The sequence below is a fragment of the Streptomyces rimosus genome (assembly GCF_008704655.1).
GTDB classification, from domain to species: domain Bacteria; phylum Actinomycetota; class Actinomycetes; order Streptomycetales; family Streptomycetaceae; genus Streptomyces; species Streptomyces rimosus.
Window position 1 is genome coordinate 2669725 of the sequence record NZ_CP023688.1, and the last position, 19667, is coordinate 2689391.

At 72.1% G+C, this 19667-nt stretch carries 17 protein-coding genes; 3 read left to right on the forward strand and 14 right to left on the reverse strand.

The genetic code is table 11. The features are described 5' to 3' along the window. Positions 1-3: 3 nt before the first annotated feature. The 13 genes from CP984_RS10730 to CP984_RS10790 form a co-directional block, all read right to left on the reverse strand. Positions 4-1230: a class I SAM-dependent methyltransferase gene (locus tag CP984_RS10730; RefSeq protein ID WP_003980174.1), complete on the reverse strand. Its 1227-nt coding sequence runs from the start codon at positions 1228-1230 to the stop codon at positions 4-6. Further along, positions 1230-2576, reverse strand: a complete 1347-nt coding sequence (locus CP984_RS10735) for an NDP-hexose 2,3-dehydratase family protein (RefSeq protein ID WP_050498902.1) — start codon at positions 2574-2576, stop codon at positions 1230-1232. The genes CP984_RS10730 and CP984_RS10735 overlap by 1 nt, the downstream gene beginning before the upstream one ends. Beyond that, entirely contained in the window at positions 2576-3688 is a 1113-nt protein-coding gene (locus CP984_RS10740) for a DegT/DnrJ/EryC1/StrS family aminotransferase (RefSeq protein ID WP_003980178.1), read from the reverse strand. The genes CP984_RS10735 and CP984_RS10740 overlap by 1 nt, the downstream gene beginning before the upstream one ends. Beyond that, entirely contained in the window at positions 3685-4665 is a 981-nt protein-coding gene (gene rfbB / locus CP984_RS10745) for a dTDP-glucose 4,6-dehydratase (RefSeq protein ID WP_003980179.1), read from the reverse strand. Before rfbB ends, CP984_RS10740 begins: the two co-directional genes overlap by 4 nt. Continuing rightward, the gene (locus CP984_RS10750) at positions 4662-5729 is read right to left on the reverse strand and encodes a glucose-1-phosphate thymidylyltransferase (RefSeq protein ID WP_003980180.1); all 1068 of its coding nucleotides are present in this window, start codon (positions 5727-5729) and stop codon (positions 4662-4664) included. Before CP984_RS10750 ends, rfbB begins: the two co-directional genes overlap by 4 nt. A gap of 167 nt (positions 5730-5896) precedes the next feature. Continuing rightward, on the reverse strand, positions 5897-6796 hold the full coding sequence (locus tag CP984_RS10755; RefSeq protein WP_086026195.1) for a helix-turn-helix domain-containing protein: 900 nt from the start codon (positions 6794-6796) through the stop codon (positions 5897-5899). 280 nt (positions 6797-7076) lie between these two features. Continuing rightward, positions 7077-7529, reverse strand: coding sequence for a bifunctional DNA primase/polymerase (locus CP984_RS10760; protein ID WP_030182305.1), 453 nt, complete (start codon positions 7527-7529; stop codon positions 7077-7079). Positions 7530-7759: 230 nt separating this feature from the next. Beyond that, positions 7760-9175: an NAD(P)/FAD-dependent oxidoreductase gene (locus CP984_RS10765; protein ID WP_030182306.1), complete on the reverse strand. Its 1416-nt coding sequence runs from the start codon at positions 9173-9175 to the stop codon at positions 7760-7762. Positions 9176-9180: 5 nt separating this feature from the next. Continuing rightward, complete coding sequence (locus CP984_RS10770; RefSeq protein ID WP_003980184.1) at positions 9181-9978, reverse strand: ABC transporter permease; 798 nt, start codon at positions 9976-9978, stop codon at positions 9181-9183. Beyond that, positions 9975-10907, reverse strand: coding sequence for an ABC transporter permease (locus tag CP984_RS10775; protein WP_003980185.1), 933 nt, complete (start codon positions 10905-10907; stop codon positions 9975-9977). Before CP984_RS10775 ends, CP984_RS10770 begins: the two co-directional genes overlap by 4 nt. Further along, a complete protein-coding gene (locus CP984_RS10780) occupies positions 10904-12052 on the reverse strand; it encodes an ABC transporter ATP-binding protein (RefSeq protein ID WP_003980186.1) in 1149 nt (382 codons plus the stop codon). Before CP984_RS10780 ends, CP984_RS10775 begins: the two co-directional genes overlap by 4 nt. Before the next feature lie 58 nt (positions 12053-12110). Next, positions 12111-13358: a polyamine ABC transporter substrate-binding protein gene (locus CP984_RS10785; protein ID WP_003980187.1), complete on the reverse strand. Its 1248-nt coding sequence runs from the start codon at positions 13356-13358 to the stop codon at positions 12111-12113. 71 nt (positions 13359-13429) lie between these two features. Beyond that, positions 13430-14947: a gamma-aminobutyraldehyde dehydrogenase gene (locus CP984_RS10790; protein ID WP_003980188.1), complete on the reverse strand. Its 1518-nt coding sequence runs from the start codon at positions 14945-14947 to the stop codon at positions 13430-13432. Positions 14948-15178: 231 nt separating this feature from the next. Here CP984_RS10790 and CP984_RS10795 point away from each other — a divergent pair, with 231 nt between their 5' ends. Continuing rightward, positions 15179-15799 carry an NADAR family protein gene (locus CP984_RS10795; protein ID WP_003980189.1) on the forward strand — a complete coding sequence of 207 codons (621 nt, stop codon included), beginning with the start codon at positions 15179-15181 and terminating at the stop codon, positions 15797-15799. Between the two features lie 22 nt (positions 15800-15821). On the opposite strand, the gene CP984_RS41235 is transcribed toward CP984_RS10795, so the two are convergent. Further along, on the reverse strand, positions 15822-16382 hold the full coding sequence (locus CP984_RS41235; RefSeq protein WP_050498903.1) for a DUF4190 domain-containing protein: 561 nt from the start codon (positions 16380-16382) through the stop codon (positions 15822-15824). Positions 16383-17776: 1394 nt separating this feature from the next. Here CP984_RS41235 and CP984_RS10805 point away from each other — a divergent pair. After that, on the forward strand, positions 17777-18868 hold the full coding sequence (locus tag CP984_RS10805; RefSeq protein WP_371282716.1) for an adenosine deaminase: 1092 nt from the start codon (positions 17777-17779) through the stop codon (positions 18866-18868). Between the two features lie 32 nt (positions 18869-18900). Then, on the forward strand, positions 18901-19653 hold the full coding sequence (locus CP984_RS10810) for a glycerophosphodiester phosphodiesterase (RefSeq protein ID WP_003980193.1): 753 nt from the start codon (positions 18901-18903) through the stop codon (positions 19651-19653). Positions 19654-19667 lie beyond the last annotated feature (14 nt).

Sequence of the window (19667 nt, forward strand, 5' to 3'; positions counted from 1 at the left end):
CCCTCACACCACGCGTACCTCCGGTACGTACAGGATCCACCGCCCGCCCGCGGCCCGGAACGCCTGCTCTTTGGCCATGATCTCGTCGGCGTGGTTCCACGCGAACAGCAGCGCGTAGTCCGGATAGGGGGCGGCGAAGGCCGCGGGCGGGCGGACGGGGATATGGGCGCCGGGAGTCACCCTGCCCTGTTTGGCCGGGGTGCTGTCGCAGACGTAGGGGACCAGGTACGGGCCCAGGCCGCAGTACGTGGCCACGGTGCAGCTCTTCGCCGTGGCCCCGTAGCCCGCCACCGTACGGCCCGCGGCGCGCAGCGCTTCGAGCAGCGCCACCAAGTCGCCGCGTACGCGCTCCACCCGGCCTGCGAAGGCGTCCAGGGTCGCGGGGGCCGTCAGCCCGCGGGCTTCCTCCTCCGCCAGGACCTCGGCCACCTCCGGGGCGGGCCTGCGGCGTCCGGCCCGGGTGAGGACGTAGCGGAGCTGGCCGCCGTGCACGGGCAGCCGTTCGACGCCGGTGAGCCGGAATCCGTACCGCTCGGCCAGGGCGCGCACGGAGGTCGCGGTGAAGTACCAGCGGTGCTCGTCGTAGAACTGGTCGAAGGCGGTGCGCCGGACGATCTCGCCGAGGTACGGGTCCTCGAAGACGAAAGCGCCGTCGGCAGTGAGGAGTTCGTCCAGACCCGCGAACAGGCCCGGCAGGTCGGCGATATCGCACACGGTGTTGGCGGCGTACACGACCCGGGCACGGCCCTCGGCGGCGACGGCCTCACGCGCGGACGCGGCGGTCAGGAAGTCGGGGCGCACCCGCGCCGCCCCGTATCCGCACCGTCCGGACGGCTCGAAGGCCAGCGGGCGCACCCCGGCGTCCGCCAGGGTCCGGAGCACCACGCCGTCCGTACGGCCGATCTCGACGGCCAGGGCGCCCCGTGCGCCGCGCAGTTCGGTACGCAGGAGGTGCAGCCCGGCCGCACGGAAATGCTCGCGTATCACGGCGGAGCCGGACGAGTGGTACGGGTACCCCTGGTGCGGGCGGCGTTCGTACGGCACGTCGCCCGTGAGCTGGACCAAGGCGCAGCGCTCACACTGTCCGGCAGCGAGGCGGTAGCGGACCGTGTCCCCCGCCCCGTCCAGGGCCTCGGCGGGCGTCAGGAAGGCCGAGGACAGCGGGTGGTCCCCGAGGTCGAGGAAGGTACGCAGCGGCGCCGCGCAGACCCGGCACGCCGTTCCGGTCATCAGGCTGCCTCCGATCCGGACAGACTGCGCAGGCAGGTGAGCAGAGTGCGTGCCTGGACGGTGACGTAGTGGCTGTGGCACAGCAGCGCGTAGAGCTGACGCTCCGTCACCCAGCGGTAGTCTCCCGCCGCCTCGTACGCACGGGGCCCGTCGACTGCCACGATCCGGTAGCGGTTGAGCGCGTGGTGGAAGCGGCCGCCCTCCTCCGAGAGGAGCGCGTCGAAGAGCACTCGGTCCGGTGGCGCGTGCTGTACCTCGTCCAGGAAGCGCGGGCGGGCCGCGGGCGGCAGCCCCGCGTAGTTCTGCGGGGTGCAGCACACCGTCGCGGTCAGCTCGGCGGCGTCCACGCTGCCCGGCTCGGCGGCGGCATGCACGAGGACGTGGGGCACGCCGTCGATGCGGGTGTGGAGGAAAGCGATGACGCCGGTGCCGCACGGGCGCAGCATGGGCTGCGTCCAGCGCCGTACCTCGCGGCCGCCCGCCCGTACCTCGACCGCGATGATCTCGAAGAAGCGGCCGTCGTCATGGCGGATCGCGTGCCCCGTGCGGTGCCAGCCCGGCAGCCCGCGCAGCGGTACGGTGCGGGTGCGCAGGCCGGGCCGGCTGCGGACGTCGGTGAGCCAGCGCAAGATCTCCCGCCCCGTGTGGCGGGGGCGGCCCGCCGGGCCGCGCCGCGGGGGCAGGCAGGCGAGCACGCTCCGGGCGTCCATGTTCACCACGTCACCGGCCGCGAGCAGCCCGTGGATCTGCGGCAGCGTCATCCACCGGTGCCCCGGCAGCACCGGCACGTCCTCCGTCGTGCGCACGATCATGTTGCGGTTGCGCTTGCGGTAGAACCACGCCCCCTGTTCCGACTGGCGTACGTCCGCGATCAACGCACGCGGCGACGGGCTGCGGAAGTGACGCAGGTAGGGCACGGACAGCCCGCCGTGCGCACGGGTGAAATTGGAGCGGGTGGCCTGCACGGTGGGGGCGAGCTGGAGGCCCCCCGCGTTGCCCGGTTCGGGTTTGGCCTGCATCAGATAGTGCGGCACCCCGCCGAAGTCCTTGACCAGCAGCCCGAGGATGCCGGTCTCCGGCTGGTGCAGGACGGGCTGCGCCCAGCGCGGCACGGGGCCGTCCGGCGCCGTCACGTCCAGGCCCCCGACGCTGAAGAAGCTGCCCCGGTCATGGACGAGATCGCCCGTGTGCGCGTCGGTGTGCCAGCCCTCCAGGGCGTCCAGCGGGATGCGCCGGGCACGGGTGTACGTGCGCTCGCCGGCCTCGGCGAACCAGCGGCCGAGCGCACCGTCGACCACGCGGCCGGCGACGGGCGCGGGCACCGCCGTTGACACGGATGCGGCCATCACAGCCCTCCCAGCACGTCGAGCAGCGCACCGATCACCTTGTCCTGCACGCCCCGTGGCAGCGACGGGTACATGGGCAGCGAGAAGATCTCACCGGCCAGTGCCTCGGTGATGGGCAGCGCTCCGCTGCCGTATCCGAGGTGCGCGAAGCCGGACATGGTGTGCACCGGCCACGGATAACTGATGTTGAGCGCGATGTCGTACCGCTCCTCCAGGAGTCGCAGGATGCGGTCCCGTTCGGGGTGGCGGACGACGTAGACGTAGTACACGTGGTCGTTGCCCGGGGCCGTGGCGGGCAGCACCAGGCCGCTGCCCGCGAGTGCCTGTTCGTAGCGCCGGGCCACCGCGCGGCGGGCGGCGATGTAGCGGTTCAGGCGGCGGAGTTTGCGGCGCAGGATCTCGGCGTGCAGCTCGTCCAGGCGGCTGTTGTGGCCCGGCGTGCGGACGACGTAGTAGCGCTCGCGCATGCCGTAGTACCGCAGCTGCCGCAGCGCCGCGTCGACCTCGGCATCCGAAGTGAGCACCGCGCCGCCATCGCCGTAGGTGCCGAGGACCTTGGTCGGGTAGAAGGAGAAGGCCGCGGCGTCGCCCAGGGTTCCCGCCAGGCGGCCGTGGTGCCGCGCGCCATGGGCCTGCGCGCAGTCCTCCAGGACGGCCAGCCCGTGCGCGTCGGCGACGGCGCGGAGCGGCGCCATGTCCACGCACTGCCCGTACAGGTGCACCGGGAGCAGGGCCCGGGTGCGGCCCGTCACGGCCGCCGCGAGCTGCCCGGTGTCCATCAGGTACGTATCGGGGCGCACGTCCACGAAGACGGGGACGGCGCCGGCCGCGTCGATGGCGAGCACGGTGGGCGCCGCGGTGTTGGAGACCGTGACGACCTCGTCGCCGGGGCGGATGCCGAGGGCCTGGAGGGCGAGGGTGACGGCGTTGGTTCCGTTGTCGACGCCGACGCAGTGGGCGGCGTCGTGCCACGCGGCGTACTCGGCCTCGAAGCCGCGGACGCTCGCGCCGAGCACCAGCTGCCCGGAGCGGAAGACCGTGTCCACGGCGTCGAGCAGGTCCGCCCGCTCCGCCGCGTACTCGGCCAGGTAGTCCCACACACGGATGGTCATCGGTGTGCCGTCTCCTTCCACCAGTCGGGGTGGTCGCGGTACCAGGCCACGGTGTCGGCCAGGCCGCGGTCGAAGCCGGTGCGCGGCGCGTGGCCCAGCTCCGTACGGATCTTGGTGGCGTCGAGCGCGTAGCGCCGGTCGTGGCCCTTGCGGTCGGGCACGCGGCGGACGCTGGACCACTCGGCGCCGCACAGCCGCAGCAGCTGCCCCGTCAGCGCGAGGTTGGTGCGCGGGCTGCCGCCGCCGACGTGGTAGATCTCGCCGGCCCTGCCGCGGTGGAGGACCCGGTGCACGGCGCGGCAGTGGTCGTCCACGTGCAGCCATTCGCGGACGTGGCGCCCGTCGCCGTATAGGGGCAGTTCGCGGCCCTCCAGGAGGCGGGTCACGAAGCGCGGGATGAGCTTTTCGGGGTGCTGGTACGGGCCGTAGTTGTTGCAGCAGCGGGTGATCGACACGTTCAGCCCGTGGGTGTGGTGGCAGGCCAGCACGAGCAGGTCGGCGCCCGCCTTGGACGCCGCGTACGGCGAGCGCGGCGCGGGCGGCTGCGCCTCGGTCCACGCGCCGTGCGCGATCGAGCCGTAGACCTCGTCGGTGGAAATCTGCACCATGCGGCCGACACCGGTGCGCAAGCAGGCGTCGAGGAGCGTCTGGGTGCCGAGGACGTTGGTCCGTACGAACTCGGGCGCGGCGTCCGGGGCGAGCGAGCGGTCGACATGCGTCTCGGCCGCGAAGTGCACCACGGCGTCGTGGCCGGGCAGCAGCGCCAGCAGCAGCGACAGGTCGCCGATGTCGCCGCGTACGAACTCCATGCGGGGGTGGTGCGCGGGCAGGTTGGCGCGGTTGCCCGCGTAGGTGAGCAGGTCCAGGACGGTGACGCGGGTGTCCGCGTCGGGCCGCTCCCCGAAGCCGCCGTCCAGGAGCGTACGGACGTAGTGCGAGCCGATGAACCCGGCGCCGCCGGTGACCAGGAGCCTCACGCCGCCACCTCGATCCGGGTGTCGTCGCCCACCAGCAGCCGGTGCCGCCCGTCGCCGGGGCGGGCCCGGCCGATGCGGGCGGCACGGCCGATCAGCGAGCCGGTCAGGCCGCCGACCCGGTCGATCGTCACGCCGTCGAGGGTGACGGAGTCCGCGATCCCGGCATGGCGCAGAACGCAGTCGCGCCCCAGGGCGGTGTACGGGCCGACGTGGCTGTCCTCGACGACGGTGCCCGCGCCGATCAGGACCGGTCCCTCGATCACCGATCCGGTCACCCGGGCACCGGCCTCGATCACGACGGGCCCGGTGAGCCGACTCGCGGCGTCCACGCCGCCCGCCAGCGCGGGCCGGATGCCCTCCAGGAGCCTGCGGTTGCAGGCGAGCACGTCCTCGGCGCACCCGATGTCGCGCCAGTAGCCGCCGTACTCCCCCGCCCGGACCTCCGCGCCCGCGTCGATCAGCCACTGCACGGCGTCGGTGATCTCCAGTTCGCCGCGGCGGCCCGGCGCGATGGCGGCCACCGCACGGTGCACCTCGGCGGTGAAGAAGTAGACGCCGACCAGCGCGAGATCACTGCGCGGCCGGTCCGGCTTCTCCGTCACCCGCAGCACGGCGCCGTCCGCGTCCAGCTCCGCGACGCCGAAGCGGCGCGGGTCGGGCACCTTCTGGACGACCAGCTGTGCGGCGGGGCGGCGGGCGGCGAATCGCGCGGCGAGCGCGCCGATCCCCTCGGGCAGCACATTGTCACCGAGGTGGAGCACGAAATTCTCGGCGCCCAGGAAATCCCGGCCGAGGACCACGCAATGCGCCAGCCCCAGCGGCTGCTCCTGGTGGAGAAAGGTGAGCCGTACGCCGAGGTCCGCGCCGTCTCCGAGAGCCGCCGCGATGCGCCGGTCCCGTGCGTCGACGACAATGCCGATATCCGTGACGCCCAGCTCCCGCAGGTTTTCCAGGACATGCCGCAGTACCGGCTTGCCCGCGACGGGGATCAGTTGCTTGGGCATCGCATACGTGAAAGGGCGGAGTCGGGTTCCCGTTCCGCCGGACAGCACCAGAGCCTTCATGCCAAAGGAGTGTCGGCGCGCCCGCCGTACGAAAGAAGGGGCTGCCGGTGGACCGAACCGGCCATGTCCCTTTCGGTCCACACGCCGGCCGCCAGTGAAAGGCGCGCGGAATTCCGGCCGGTCGTGGTGGACCGGCCGGACATTCCCTGCTCGTGCGGTGCGGCGCGTCAGGCGGAGGATGCCGGGAGATACCCCAACTGGGCGGCGAGCACGCCTGCCTGGAACCGACTGCGCGCCTTCATGCCCGCCATCGCGTCGGTCGCGATCCGGCGGGCCGTACGGGCCGAGACACCCAGCCGCCGGGCGACGGTGGCGTCCGTGTGCCCCTCGGCGAGCAGTTGCAGCGCGGCCAGATGCTGCCGGGTGAAGCCGTCCGCCGCGCGCCGGGACGGCGGCGGCCCCAGCCGCTCGGCCGCTGCCCACACAGCGTCGAACAGCGTGCTCAGCGCGGTGACCACGCCGTGCACCCGTACGGAGACGGCAGTCTGCGCGGTGTCCTCGGCGGAGGCGCAGACGAGCGCGGAGCGGCGGTCCACGACGACCATACGGGTGGGCAGCACGGCGGCCGTACGGACTTCCGCCCCCGCCGACGCCAGCCACTCGGCGTGGGCCACGGCCGCCGGATCGTGCCGGGCGCTGTCCAGGCAGACGGTGCGCACACGCATTCCACGGGCCAGCAGCTTCTCGTACAGCGGCCGCAGCGGCGGCAGTTCGGGCAACGTGCCGGGCGGCCCGCCCGCGAACACCTGCAATTCCTCTTCGGCGGCCGCGCCCATTTCCGCCAGGTGGTCGGATATCCGGTCGGCGCCGGCCAGCCGGAGCACGCCGTGGTCGGCGGCGGATTGCTGGGGCACGGCGAATTCGGAGACGAGCCGGGCGGCGGCGGCCCGGCTTTCCTCCACACGCTGCTGTTGCGCGGCGAGTTCGGCCTGCTGCCGGGCGAGCAGGATATCCATGCCCAGCCGCGGGCTAACCGCGTACAGCCGGCCGGAGTGCTCCGCCGAAGGGCGTACCAGCGCCAGTTCGGCCAGGCGGCCCAAGGCCCGTTCGACTTCCCGCCCGGTCATTCCCGTATGGTCCGCCAAAGTGGCCGGCGTGGCGTACGGCCGGGCCAGCAGGGCCCGGTAGACCGTTTCCGTCTCCGGCTCGACGCCGAGCCTCCCGAGAACGTGTTCCGACGTGCGCACAACTCTTCCCCCCTGGAAATGCGGCACCTGATGCGGGCACCGGGCGCCCCCTGCGCCCGGCCCAATCGGGGAGCCCCTGCGAACGGCCCCCGTCCGGAATCACGGATGCCGGACCCGCACGACTCAGCGCGGCGCCGTGAATGGCCGGTTCGTGTCCCTCTCACGGCCCGGTCGCGAGTGAGGCGGCGGCCTCGTGCATCGCCAGTTCGAGCACCGCCGGTTCGGTGAGCCGCCCCGTGCCGTCGGGGATGACGAGCCAGCGCACGCCGCCCGTCGCCCGGCCCGGATAGGGAACCACGATCCAGCTGCCGCTCCCCGCGCCGCGCACCCCGGTGCCCAGCCAGCGCGCGGCCGTGCCCGGCGGCACGAAGAAGCCCGTACGGGCGTCCCCGAAGTCCCCGAGCACCGGCCCCGGCCGCTCCGTCACCCGCGTCAGCACGTCCAGCGTCGGGCGTCCCAGCGCGCCGGGCACGATCAGTACGTCCCAGAGCCGGCCGGCCGGGAGGAGCGCGACCCCGAGGGGGTTGCGCTCCCACTCCCACCGGCAGGCGTCGGGGTCCGCTGCCGCCGTCACCAGCCACTCCACTGCGTTTTTAGCCCCCGCGGCGTCCATGTCCCCTCGCTTCCGCGGTCCGCTCGGACCGCTGTCCGCCCGGTGAGAGACCGCGGCGGCGGCATCCTTACACGGGTTTGCCGGGGTTTTTCGCGGTGGACGGAAGCAGCGGGGGGCGTGGAGTGGCGCGTACGGGGGCTTTGGACGGCGGGCGCGCCCGAGGAGGTACGAGCGCGCCCGCGAGGGGACCGACGCGCCGGGGAATCGCGCCCGCCGTACGGCCGGTGCGGTCAGCTGTCGAAGCCGAGCCCGGCCCTGTCCATCGCCCGCAGCCACAGGTTGCGGCGCCCGCCGTGGGTGTCGGCCCTCGTCATGGACCACTGCGTGAGGCCGATCCCGGCCCAGCGCAGCGGCTCCGGCGGGAACGGCAGCGGCTTCGTACGGACCATCTCCAGCTCGGTGCGCTCCGTGCGCTCGCCCGCCAGGAAGTCGAGCATGACCTCCGCGCCGAAGCGGGTGGCGCCCACGCCCAGCCCCGTGTAGCCGGCCGCGTAGGCGACCCGTCCGGCGTGCGCGGTGCCGAAGAAGGCCGAGAAGCGCGAGCAGGTATCGATGGCGCCGCCCCATGCGTGGGTGAAGCGCAGCCCCGCCAGCTGCGGGAAGCACTGGAAGAAGTGCCGGGCCAGCTTCTCGTACGTGGCCGGGCGGTGGTCGTACTCGGCGCGGACCGACGCGCCGAAGCGGTAGACGGCGTCGTAGCCGCCCCACAGGATGCAGTGGTCGGTGGTCAGGCGGAAGTAGTGGAAGTGGTGGTTGCTGTCCGACAGGCCCTGGCGGCCCCGCCACCCGATGGCGGCCAGCTGCCCGTCCGACAGCGGCTCGGTCATCAGCGCGTGGTCGTAGACCGGGACGACGTAGGGGCGCACGCGGCGCACCAGGGACGGGAAGACGTTGGTACCCAGCGCGACCCGGCGGGCGAAGACCCGGCCGTACGGCGTGCGGGCCGCCATGCCGAGGCCGTCGGCGGCCAGGGCGGTGGCGGGGGTGTGCTCGTAGATCCGTACGCCGAGGTCCTGGCACGCCTTCTTCAGGCCCCAGGCCAGCCGCGCGGGGTGGAGCATGGCGACGCCCGTACGGTTCCAGAGGCCGGCCAGGAAGGTCGGCGAGTCGACCTGCGCGCGCAGCGCCTCGCGGTCGAGGTACTCGATGCCGGTCAGGCCCAGCCGTTCGGCCTGTTGGGCGCTCTCCTTCAGCTCGGCGACCTGGTGGGGTTCGGTGGCGACGTCGATCTCGCCGGTGCGCTCGAAGGCGCAGTCGATGCCGTGGCGGGCGATGGTGTCCTCGATGGCGTCGAGGTTGCGGGCGCCGAGTTCTTCGAGTTTCCTCAGCTCGCCCGGCCAGCGGTCCAGGCCGTTGCCGAGGCCGTGGGTCAGGGAGGCGGCGCAGAAGCCGCCGTTGCGGCCGGAGGCGGCCCAGCCGACCTCCTGGCCCTCGACGAGGACGACGTCGCGTGCGGGGTCGCGTTCCTTGGCGATCAGGGCGGTCCACAGGCCCGAGTAGCCGCCGCCGACGACGAGCAGGTCGGTGTGCTCGTCGCCGACGAGGGCGGGGAGGGCGGCCGGACGGTTCTCGTCGTCCAGCCAGAAGGAGATCGGGGCGGCGTCCGCGAGGGCGTGGACGGGGGTGGTCATGGCAGCTCGTGCCATGGTTCTCAGCTCCTCTTCCGGCGTCCGGAGAGCAGCTGTGCCCCCAGGACGCAGAGCACGGCGATCAGGAACATCGCCGTTCCGATGACATTGATCTGAACGGGTGTGCCACGCTGCGCCGATCCCCAGACGAACATGGGGAACGTCACAGTCGAGCCGGCGTTGAAGTTGGTGATGATGAAGTCGTCGAAGGACAGCGCGAAGGAGAGCAGCGCGCCGGCCGCGATGCCGGGCGCGGCGATCGGCAGGGTCACGCGCAGGAACGTCTGCGCGGGCGAGGCGTAGAGGTCCTGGGCCGCCTGTTCCAGGCGCGGGTCCATGCTCATGACGCGGGCCTTGACCGCCGTGACGACAAAGCTCAGGCAGAACATGACGTGCGCGATCAGGATCGTCCAGAAGCCGAACCGGATGCCCATGTTGAGGAACAGGGTGGCCAGCGAGGCGGCCATCACCACCTCGGGCATCGCCATCGGCAGGAAGATCAGGGTGTTGACGGCGGGCCGGGCGCGGAAGCGGTAGCGGGCCAGGGCGAACGCGATCATGGTGCCGAGGACGGTCGCGCCGACCGTCGACCAGACGGCGATCTGCAGGCTCAGGCCCAGCGAGCCGCACAGGTCGGCGACGCCGCACGGGTCGGTCCAGGCGTCCGTGGCGAAGCGCTGCCACTCGTAGTTGAAGCGCCCGTTGGGCTTGTTGAACGAGAAGACCAGCACGACGAGGTTGGGCAGCAGCAGGTACGCGAGCGTGGCCAGGCCCGCGAGCACGACTAGGTGGCGGCGCAGCCACCGGAGTACGGCCCTCACACCAGGCCCTCCGTCCCGGACTTGCGGATGTAGATGGTGACCATGGCGAGGATGGCCGCCATGAGGATGAAGGAGAGCGCGGCGGCCGTCGGGTAGTCCAGGACGCGCAGGAACTGCGACTGGATGACGTTGCCGATCATCTTCTGGTCGGTGGAGCCGAGCAGTTCGGCGTTGATGTAGTCACCGGCGGCCGGAATGAAGGTCAGCAGCGTGCCGGCCACCACGCCCGGCATGGACAGCGGAAACGTCACCCGGCGGAAGGTGGTGACGGGGCGGGCGTACAGGTCGCCGGCGGCCTCGTGCAGCCGCGGGTCGATGCGCTCCAGCGAGGTGTACAGCGGCAGCACCATGAACGGCAGGAAGTTGTACGTCAGGCCGCACACCACTGCCAGCGGCGTGGCCAGCAGCCGCTGCCCCTCGGTCAGCCCCAGCCAGCTCGTCACGTCCAGGACGTGCAGCGAGTTCAGTACGCCGACCACCGGGCCGCCGTCCGCCAGGATCGTCTTCCAGGCCAGCGTGCGGATCAGGAAGCTGGTGAAGAACGGGGCGACGACCAGGATCATCACGACGTTGCGCCAGCGGCCCGCCTTGAAGGCGATGAGGTACGCGAGCGGGTAGCCCAGCACCAGGCAGAGCGCCGTCGCGGTGGCCGCGTAGCCGACCGAGCGCAGGAACTGGGGCCAGTACTCCCCCAGCGCGTCCCAGTAGGTGGCGAAGTGCCAGGTGAGCTTGAAGCCCTCTTCGAGGGAGCCGGTCTGTACGGACGTGGACGCCTGGTAGACCAGCGGTGCGGCGAAGAAGACGACCAGCCAGAGGATGCCGGGGAGCAGCAGCCAGTACGGCACGAGGCGCTTGCGCGTCGCGCGCCCGCGGGCCTTCGGTGCGTCCTCGGGGGCGGCGGGCGGCGGCGCTTCGGCGGTCGTCGTCATGCCGCCTCCTCGCCGGTGTCCGCGCCGGCCTCGATGTCCTGGGCGGCGTCCAGGCCGAAGGTGTGCGCGGGGCTCCAGTGGAGGATCACCTCGGCGCCGGGCACCAGGCGGGGGTCGCGCTCGACGTTCTGCTCGTAGACGGCGAGGCGCCCGGCACCCGGGGACTCGATCACGTACTGCGTGCTGACGCCGAGGAAACCGGCGTCCCGGATGCGCCCCGTCAGCCGGTTGCGGCCCTCGGCGACGCCGCCCGCGTCGTCGGCGTGCGCGAGGCTGATCTTCTCGGGCCGTACGCCCGCCAGGACCTTGCCACCGGTGCGGACCGTGGTGCGACATCGCCCGGCGGGCAGCCGCAGCTTGGTCTCCCCGGCGGTGAGCAGCAGGTCGTCGCCGCCGGCCGCCACCACCTCGGCCTCGATGAGGTTGGAGGTGCCCAGGAAGTTAGCGACAAAGGTGGTGGCCGGGTTCTCGTACAGGTCGGCGGGCGCGCCGAGCTGCTCTACGCGCCCGCCGTTCATCACCGCGACCGTGTCGGCCATCGTCAGGGCCTCCTCCTGGTCGTGGGTGACGTGCACGAAGGTGATGCCGACCTCGGTCTGGATGCGCTTGAGTTCGAGCTGCATCTGGCGGCGCAGTTTGAGGTCGAGGGCGCCCAGCGGCTCGTCCAGGAGGAGCACCCGCGGGTGGTTGATCAGCGCGCGGGCGACCGCGACGCGCTGCTGCTGGCCGCCGGAGAGCTGCTGCGGTTTACGGCGCGCCATGGGACCGAGTTCGACCAGGTCGAGCATCTCCTCGACCTGCTTCTTCACGGATTTGATTCCCCGGCGGCGCAAACCGAACGCGATGTTCTCGTAGATGTCCAGGTGCGGGAACAGGGCGTAGTTCTGGAAGACGGTGTTGACCGGGCGCTTGTACGGGGGCAGCGCGGTGACGTCCTTCCCGTCCAGCTCGACGGTCCCGGTGGACGGGTCCTCCAGGCCCGCGATCATGCGCAGGGTGGTGGTCTTGCCGCAGCCGGAGGCGCCCAGCAGCGCGAAGAAGGAGCCGGCCGGGACCGTCAGGTCGAGCGGGTGGACGGCGGTGAAGGAGCCGTAGGTCTTGCTGATCCCGGAGAGGCGGACGTCGCCACCGGAGGTCTGTGTCATGGGTGGTCCCGTGGGTCGGAGGGCGGTCGGGGCCGGTGCGTGGCCGGGCGTTACGGTCTCAGGCACCCGTGAGATCGGCGAATTTCCGGGCGAAGTCCTTGCTCTCCTCGCCGTGCAGAGCACGGAAGGAATGCGACCGGGCGGCCATCTCCCGGTCCGGGAGGATCAGCGGGTTGTCCGCCAGGTCCCGGTCGATCTTCGCCAGTTCCTCGCGTACGCCGTCGACCGGGCACACATAGTTGATGTACGCCGCGATCCGCGCCGCCACCTTCGGCTCGTAGCAGTAGTCGATGAGGCGTTCGGCGTTCTTCTTGTGGCGGGCCTGATCAGGAACCAGCAGATTGTCCGTGGACGTCATGTAACCCGCGCGCGGCACGGCGTATTTGATGTCCGGGTTGTCGTGCTGGAGCTGGACCACGTCCCCGGCCCAGGCCACGCACGCCGCGAGATCGCCCTTGCTCAGGTCGTTGATGTAGTCGTTGCCGGTGAAGCGCCGGATCTGCTTGCTGTCCACGCCCTTCTGGAGCCGGGCGATCGCGGCGTCGAAATCGTCCGCCGTACAGTCCTCGGGGCGCTTTCCCATGTCCAGCAGGGTCAGCCCGACACTGTCCCGCATTTCCGACAGGAATCCGACCCGGCCCTTGAGCTTCGGGTCGTCCAGCAATTGGCTGACGGAATCGACCGTACGCCCGCCGGTGGCCTTCACGTTGTACGCGATGACGGCCGGGATTCCCGTCCAGGGATAGGAATGGGCGCGCCCCGGGTCCCAGTCCGGATCGCGGAACTGTTCCGAGAGATTGGCGCGCGCATGGGGCAGGGACGCGGCGTCCAGTTTCTGCACCCAGCCGAGCCCGATCATCCGCGCGCACATCCAGTCGGTGAGCACGATCAGGTCCCGGCCGGTGTCCTGCCCGGCCGCCAGCTGCGCCTGGATCTTGCCGAAGAATTCGTCGTTGTCGTTGACGTCCTCGGTGTATTTCACCGCTATTCCGGTGCGCCGGGTGAAGGCGTCGAGCGTCGGCCGGCGCTTGCCGTCGTCGCTGACGTCCAGGTACTCCGTCCAGTTGGAGAAGCTGACACGTTTCTCCTGCCCGGAGCGGTCCACCGACCGCCCCGCGTCCGTACGGCCCGCGGGCGGAATGCCGCAGGCCGACAGCGCGCCGAGACCGCCGAGCGCCAGCGCGCCCGCCCCGCCCGCGCGCAGCAGCGACCGCCGGGTCATGGCCATCCGGCCGTCGGTGAGGCTGCGCCGTACGGCGGCGAGCTCGGGCGCGGACAGGCTCCCGGGCTGCTGGGTGTCCTCCATACGCGGTGCCCTTTCAGGATGAGCCCGGTGGTCAGCCGGTGCGGCCGTGTGCGGCGACTGCCGCCCCGCTCTCAGGTGCGGTCCCCGAAGACGGTCCGGTGCCAGTCCTTCCTGGCGGTGCCGGTGTTGTCGAACATGACGTGCTTGACCTGCGTGTACTCCTCGAAGGAATAGGCGGACATGTCCTTGCCGAAGCCACTGGCCTTGTAGCCGCCGTGCGGCATCTCGCTGAGGATCGGGATGTGGTCGTTGACCCAGACACAGCCCGCCTTGATCTCGCGGGTGGCGCGGCCGGTGCGGTAGACGTCCCGGCTCCATGCGGAGGCCGCCAGGCCGTACGGGGTGTCGTTGGCCAGCGCGATCCCCTCGTCGTCGCTGTCGAAGGGCAGCACAACCAGCACCGGCCCGAAAATCTCGCTCTGGACCACCTCGCTGTCCTGCGCGGCGCCCGTGATCAACGTGGGCAGGTAGTACGCGCCCTTCGCCAGCTCGCCCTGCGGCACCGCGCCGCCCGTGACGACGGTGGCGTACGACCGGGCCCGGTCGACGAACCCGGCGACCCGGTCGCGCTGGGTGTACGAGATCAGCGGGCCTAGATCGGTGGCCGGGTCGAACGGATCGCCGAGCCGTACGGTCGCCATCAGGTCGGCCACGCCGCCGACGAAGGCGTCGTAGAGCGGCCGCTGCACATAGGCGCGGGTGGCGGCGGTGCAGTCCTGCCCGGTGTTGATCAGTGCGCCGGCCACCGCCCCGTGCACCGCGGCCTCCAGGTCGGCGTCGTCGAAGACCACGAACGGGGCCTTGCCGCCGAGTTCGAGATGCATCCGCTTGACGGTACTGGTGGCGATCTCGGCGACCCGCTTGCCGACCGCCGTCGAACCGGTGAAGGAGGCCATGGCGACGCCCGGGTGGGCCACCAGGTGCTCACCGGCCTCCCGGCCCGCGCCGGAGACGATGTTGAGCACGCCGTCCGGGATGCCCGCCTCGGTCGCCGCCTGCGCGAACATCAGTGAGGTCAACGGGGTGATCTCGGCGGGCTTGAGGACGACCGTGTTGCCTGCCGCGATGGCTGGCAACACCTTCCAGGCAGCCATCTGGAGCGGGTAGTTCCAGGGCGCGATGGAGCCGATGACGCCGATGGGCTCGCGGCGGATCACCGAGGTGTGGTCCGGGCTGTACTCCCCCGCCGAACGCCCCTCCAGGTGCCGGGCGGCGCCCGCGAAGAAGGCCGCGTTGTCGACCGACCCCGGTACGTCGAACTCCGCACTGAGCTTGATGGGCTTGCCGCACTGGAGCGACTCCGCGTAGGCCAGCTCTCCGGCCCGCTCGCCGAGGACGGTGGCGAACCGGTGCAGGGCGTCGGAGCGCTCGCCCGGGGTCGCCCCGGCCCACGCGGGGAAGGCGCGCGCCGCGGCGTCCACCGCCGCGTCCACGTCCGCCGTCGAGGCCAGCCGGTAGCCGTACACCTGCTCGCCGGTGGCCGCATCGACCACGTACTGGGTGCGGCCGGAGCTGCCGTCCCGGAGGCCGCCGGCGAGGTACTGGGCGCCCTCGGCGAATCGGTCCCGCACGTCGAATCGCTGGATCATGGTGCTCTCCTCCGCCGGACGCCGGGGCCGCTCAGCGGCACCCCAGGCGTAGCTCTTTCCGGAATTGATGGCTGATCGTGACAGAGGAGCAGGGCCCCAACAAGGGATTCCGTTGTTGCCTTTTGGTTACGCGACGGATTCTGCGATTTCCGTCGTACGGCACCCCGACACGTTGTCAGTGCCCGCTGACAGAATCCCGGCATGATGCACGACAGCACGGGGGGCAGGGGGATGAACGAGCCACACAGCGGCGCGGCGGACACGGCCGGGGCCGCGTCGGCAGCGGCCGTACCGACGGCGGACGGGCCACGCTCGGTGGAGGAGCTGACCGCGCGGACGGCCGCCGGCGAGCAGTACAAATACGTCTATTTCTGGGGCCACACACCTCGCCGCGACGGCGAACTGGGCGCGAGCTGCTTCAGCCAGTGGTGGCCGTCGCCGTTCACGGTCGACGGCGTGCGGTACGCCACCGCCGAGCACTGGATGATGGCCTGCAAGGCCCGGCTGTTCGAGGACGCGGAAGCGGAGCGGCGAGCGATAGCCGCCGTCCACCCCAAGCAGGCCAAGGACGCGGGCCGCACGGTACGCGGCTTCGACGGCGCGCTGTGGGAGCGGCACCGCTTCGCGTACGTCGTCGAGGGCAATGTGCACAAGTTCGGCCAGGACGACGCCCTGCGCGCGTATCTCCTGGGGACGGGCTCCCGCGTCCTGGTGGAAGCCAGCCCGCTGGACCGCATATGGGGAATCGGACTGGCCGCCGACGACGAGCGCGCGCAGGATCCGGCGCGGTGGCAGGGCTTGAACTTGCTGGGGTTCGCGCTGATGGAGGCTCGGCAGCGGCTGGGGGCTTAGGGCTGCTGGGCCGGGGCGGGCTTCAGAGCTGGGTGAGGACGATGGTCTGGGTGCCGGTACGGGCCGCCGGGAGGTTCCGGAGGTCCGGGATGGCGGTCGGCCCAGGTACGGCGGACGCGGGCGCGGCTTCGTACGTACGGGAGTCGGAGGCCGTACGGGGGCCGGGGGCGGGCGCGGCTTCGTACGTGCCCGGGCCGTCGTCGTCAGGACCGCGGTCCGTATCTGCGCCGTCGTCATCGGTGCCGGAGCCGGAACCGCCGGAAGTCGGGTCGCCGAAGCCCGAATCGTCGGAGTAGCCGGGGCCCCACGGGTCGTCGTCCACATAGGTCGCGTTGGCCACCACGACGTAGCAGACCATGAGCACGCTCAGCAGCATCGCCACACCGCCCATGATCAATCCGGCCAGCGCACTCCCGCCGTTGTCCGCCTCGCCCCGGTCCGCCTTGCTGCGCCCGATGGCACCAAAAATGATCGCGAGCAAACCGAGGAGGAGCCCGAAAGCCACGGTGAAGAAGAGGACAGTACCCACGATCCCGAGAACGAGAGCGGCGGTACCGAACCCGTTGTTCAACGCGATCGGCATCCAGTAGGGCTGGTAGGCGGGCGGCACGTGCTGCCCCAGCTGGCCGCCCGGGCCCCAGCCGCCGGGGGCGGAACCACCGTACGGAGACGTGGAGGCGCCGTGGGGAAAGGGCGCGGTGCCCGACGGGAAACCGCCGTTGCCGTCCGCCGGAGGGAAGCCGCCGTCACCGTCCGGCCGCCCGCCGCTGCCGTTCGGGGCTGCGCCCCGCTGCCCGTCCGCCCCGGCCCCAGATATCGGCGGAGTACCGGACCCGGGCGGCGCGTAGGCCCCTGCCGAGCCTGGCGCGGGTGGCGGCGGGGGGACGTCGTACCGGCCAGCTGGGGGGTTGGGTGCGGTTCCGTTGGGGGCGGGCAGGTTCGCGGTTGGGGTGGACGTATTCGGGATGGCCGTCGTCGGTGCGGCCGTTCTGGTCGCGGCTGACTTCGGCGTGACCGTTCTGGTCGCGGCCGACGGTTGGCGGTCCTCCGGGGGCGCCCACGGGTCGTGCGGTTCGGACTGTGGGGCGGTCTCGGTGGTGGCGGGGTCCGGCATCTCTGCGGTCGGTCCACCCTGCTTCGGCGCCGCCGTCTTGGTCGCGGCCGACTTCGGCGTGACCGTCCCGGTCGCGGCCGACGGCCGGTGGTCCCCCGGCGGCGCCCACGGGTCGCGAGGTTCGGACTGCGGGGCGGTCCCGGTGTCTGTGGGTTCCGACACGTCTGCGGTCGACCCACCCTGCTTCGGCGCCGCCGTCCTGGTCGCGGCCGACTTCGACATGACCACCCCGGACACGGCCGACGGCCGGCGGCTCCCCGGAGGCGCCCACGGGTCGCCAGGTTCAGGCTGCGCCACAGCACCGGCGACGGCGGGTTCCGGCACATCTGCCGTCGACGCGCCCGCCGTCGACATAACCGACTCGGTCACCGTCGGATCCGACACAGTCATCTCGGTTGCGGCCGACGACTTCCCACCCTCCGGCGGCGCCCACACGCCGTGCGGTTCAGGCTGCGCCGCAGCCCCCGCAGCGGCGATGGGGTCCGGCACGTCCGACGTCGATGCGCCCCGCTTCGGCACGGCTGGCTCCGACACACCCGCCGTAGACACGGCCGTCTCCGTCACCGCCGTCCCGGTCCCAGCCGACGCCTCCCGCCCCTCCACCGGCGCCCACGGCTCACGCAATTCGGGCTGCGCCGCTGCCCCGGCCACGGCGGCAGTGGGTTCCGGCACGTCCGCCGCTGGCCCACCCGGCCTCGACACGCCCGACTTCGGCGCAGCCGACCTCGTCGCGCCCGACGCCTCCCGGCCCCCCGCCGGCGCCCACGCCTCGCGCGGTTCGGGCTGCTGACTGCCGGACATCGACACCCCCACATTCGCCCCACGTTTCGCTTGCGCCCATGCTAAGACCTGCGCCGTTCCGCATGGCGCTCCCCGCCTACGATGATTCCCGTCCGCGGCACGCCAGCTCGCCCCTCGACCAGGAGGACCCGTTGTCCGATCTCGACGCCTTCATCGCCGGACTGCCCAAGGCCGAGCTGCACGTCCACCACGTCGGATCGGCGTCCCCGCGTATCGTCGCCGAGCTGGCCGCCCGCCACCCGGACTCCGCGGTCCCCACCGACCCGGAGGCGCTCACCGACTACTTCACCTTCCGGGACTTCGCGCACTTCATCCAGGTCTACCTCTCCGTCGTGGATCTGATCCGCGACGCGCAGGACGTGCGGCTGCTGACGTACGAGGTGGCCCGGGACATGGCGCGGCAGAACATCCGCTACGCCGAACTGACCGTCACCCCGTACAGCTCCACCCGCCGCGGTATCCCGGACGCCGCCTTCGTCGAAGCCATCGAGGACGCGCGCAAGGCCGCGGAGACCGAGCTGGGCGTGGTGCTGCGCTGGTGCTTCGACATTCCGGGCGAGGCGGGGTTGACGGCCGCCGAGGAGACCACGCGTATCGCCTGTGACCTGCGGCCGGAGGGCCTGGTTTCCTTCGGGCTCGGCGGCCCGGAGATCGGCGTGCCGCGCGGGCAGTTCAAGCCGTACTTCGACCGGGCGATCGCCGCCGGCCTGCACTCCGTTCCGCACGCCGGGGAGACCACCGGCCCGCAGACCGTCTGGGACGCGCTGACCGAGTTGCGTGCCGAGCGGATCGGCCACGGCACCAGCTCCGCCCAGGACCCGAAGCTGCTGGCCCACCTCGCCGAGCACCGTATCCCGCTGGAGGTCTGCCCGACCTCGAACATCGCCACCCGCGCCGTGCGCACCCTCGACGAGCATCCGCTGAAGCAAATGGTCGACGCGGGTGTGCTGGTGACGATCAACAGTGACGACCCGCCGATGTTCGGTACGGACCTGTGCGTGGAGTACGGCGTGGCCGCGCGCCTGCTGGATCTCGACGCGGCCGGGGTAGCCGCCCTGGCGAAGAACGCCGTCGAGGCGTCCTTCATGGACTCCGCCGCGAAGGCCGCGCTGACCGCCGAGATCGACGACTACACGGCGGCGTGGCCGCGATGAGGCCCGCACGGCGCGCAGCGGATCCGGCGCCAGTGCCCGCCCCGGCGGAGCGCACGCCGGCCGGGCAGGCACCGCCGGCTGCCCGGCTGACGGACCCGATTCCCACGCGCGGACAGGTGGCGGTCATCGGCCATCGCGGCGCCCCGTACGAGGCGCGCGAAAACACTCTCGCCTCGCTGCGCGCCGCGCTCGAAGCGGGCGCGGACGCGGTCGAGATCGACGTACGGCTGACCGCCGACCGCGTCCCGGTGCTGCTGCACGACGCCACGCTGGAACGCCTGTGGGGCCACGACCGTTCGCTGGCCTCACTCACGTACGGCCTGGTCGCCGAGCTCACCGCGGGCGGCGTTCCGACTCTGCGCGACGCCCTCGCGCTCACGGCCAAGTACCCGTCCGCCCGCGCCCTGATCGACCTCCCTGACCCCGCGGCCGCGGCGGCCGCCGTCACCGAGGTCCGCGAGTCCGACGCCGAGGCCCGTACGTACTACTGCGGTGGCGGCCTGTCCATGCTCGCCGTCCGCGCCGCCGACCCGGCCGCCGAACTCGCCCTCTCCTGGTGCCGTACGGCCCCGCCCCGTCCCGAACTGCTGGCCCGCGTCCGTCCCCGCTGGCTCAACTACCACTTCGGTCTGGTGACCAGGGAGCTGGTCGAACGAGCCCACGGCGACGGTTACTTGTTCGCCGCCTGGACCATCGACACGCCCCGCGCCACGCGCCGCCTCAAGCGCGCGGGCGTCGACGCCGTCACGACCAACCGGGTGGCCGCCGTCCGCGCGGTGCTCTGAGGCGTACCGGCCCC

Bases quoted from the DNA above. Each gene is read 5' to 3' on its own strand.
- CP984_RS10730 (WP_003980174.1), bottom strand. From the start codon at position 1,230: ATGACCGGAACGGCGTGCCGGGTCTGCGCGGCGCCGCTGCGTACCTTC.
- CP984_RS10735 (WP_050498902.1), bottom strand. From the start codon at position 2,576: ATGGCCGCATCCGTGTCAACGGCGGTGCCCGCGCCCGTCGCCGGCCGC.
- CP984_RS10740 (WP_003980178.1), bottom strand. From the start codon at position 3,688: ATGACCATCCGTGTGTGGGACTACCTGGCCGAGTACGCGGCGGAGCGG.
- CP984_RS10750 (WP_003980180.1), bottom strand. From the start codon at position 5,729: ATGAAGGCTCTGGTGCTGTCCGGCGGAACGGGAACCCGACTCCGCCCT.
- CP984_RS10755 (WP_086026195.1), bottom strand. From the start codon at position 6,796: ATGACCGGGCGGGAAGTCGAACGGGCCTTGGGCCGCCTGGCCGAACTG.
- CP984_RS10760 (WP_030182305.1), bottom strand. From the start codon at position 7,529: ATGGACGCCGCGGGGGCTAAAAACGCAGTGGAGTGGCTGGTGACGGCG.
- CP984_RS10765 (WP_030182306.1), bottom strand. From the start codon at position 9,175: ATGGCACGAGCTGCCATGACCACCCCCGTCCACGCCCTCGCGGACGCC.
- CP984_RS10775 (WP_003980185.1), bottom strand. From the start codon at position 10,907: ATGACGACGACCGCCGAAGCGCCGCCGCCCGCCGCCCCCGAGGACGCA.
- CP984_RS10780 (WP_003980186.1), bottom strand. From the start codon at position 12,052: ATGACACAGACCTCCGGTGGCGACGTCCGCCTCTCCGGGATCAGCAAG.
- CP984_RS10785 (WP_003980187.1), bottom strand. From the start codon at position 13,358: ATGGAGGACACCCAGCAGCCCGGGAGCCTGTCCGCGCCCGAGCTCGCC.
- CP984_RS10790 (WP_003980188.1), bottom strand. From the start codon at position 14,947: ATGATCCAGCGATTCGACGTGCGGGACCGATTCGCCGAGGGCGCCCAG.
- CP984_RS10795 (WP_003980189.1), top strand. From the start codon at position 15,179: ATGAACGAGCCACACAGCGGCGCGGCGGACACGGCCGGGGCCGCGTCG.
- CP984_RS41235 (WP_050498903.1), bottom strand. From the start codon at position 16,382: ATGCCGATCGCGTTGAACAACGGGTTCGGTACCGCCGCTCTCGTTCTC.
- CP984_RS10805 (WP_371282716.1), top strand. From the start codon at position 17,777: ATGGCGCTCCCCGCCTACGATGATTCCCGTCCGCGGCACGCCAGCTCG.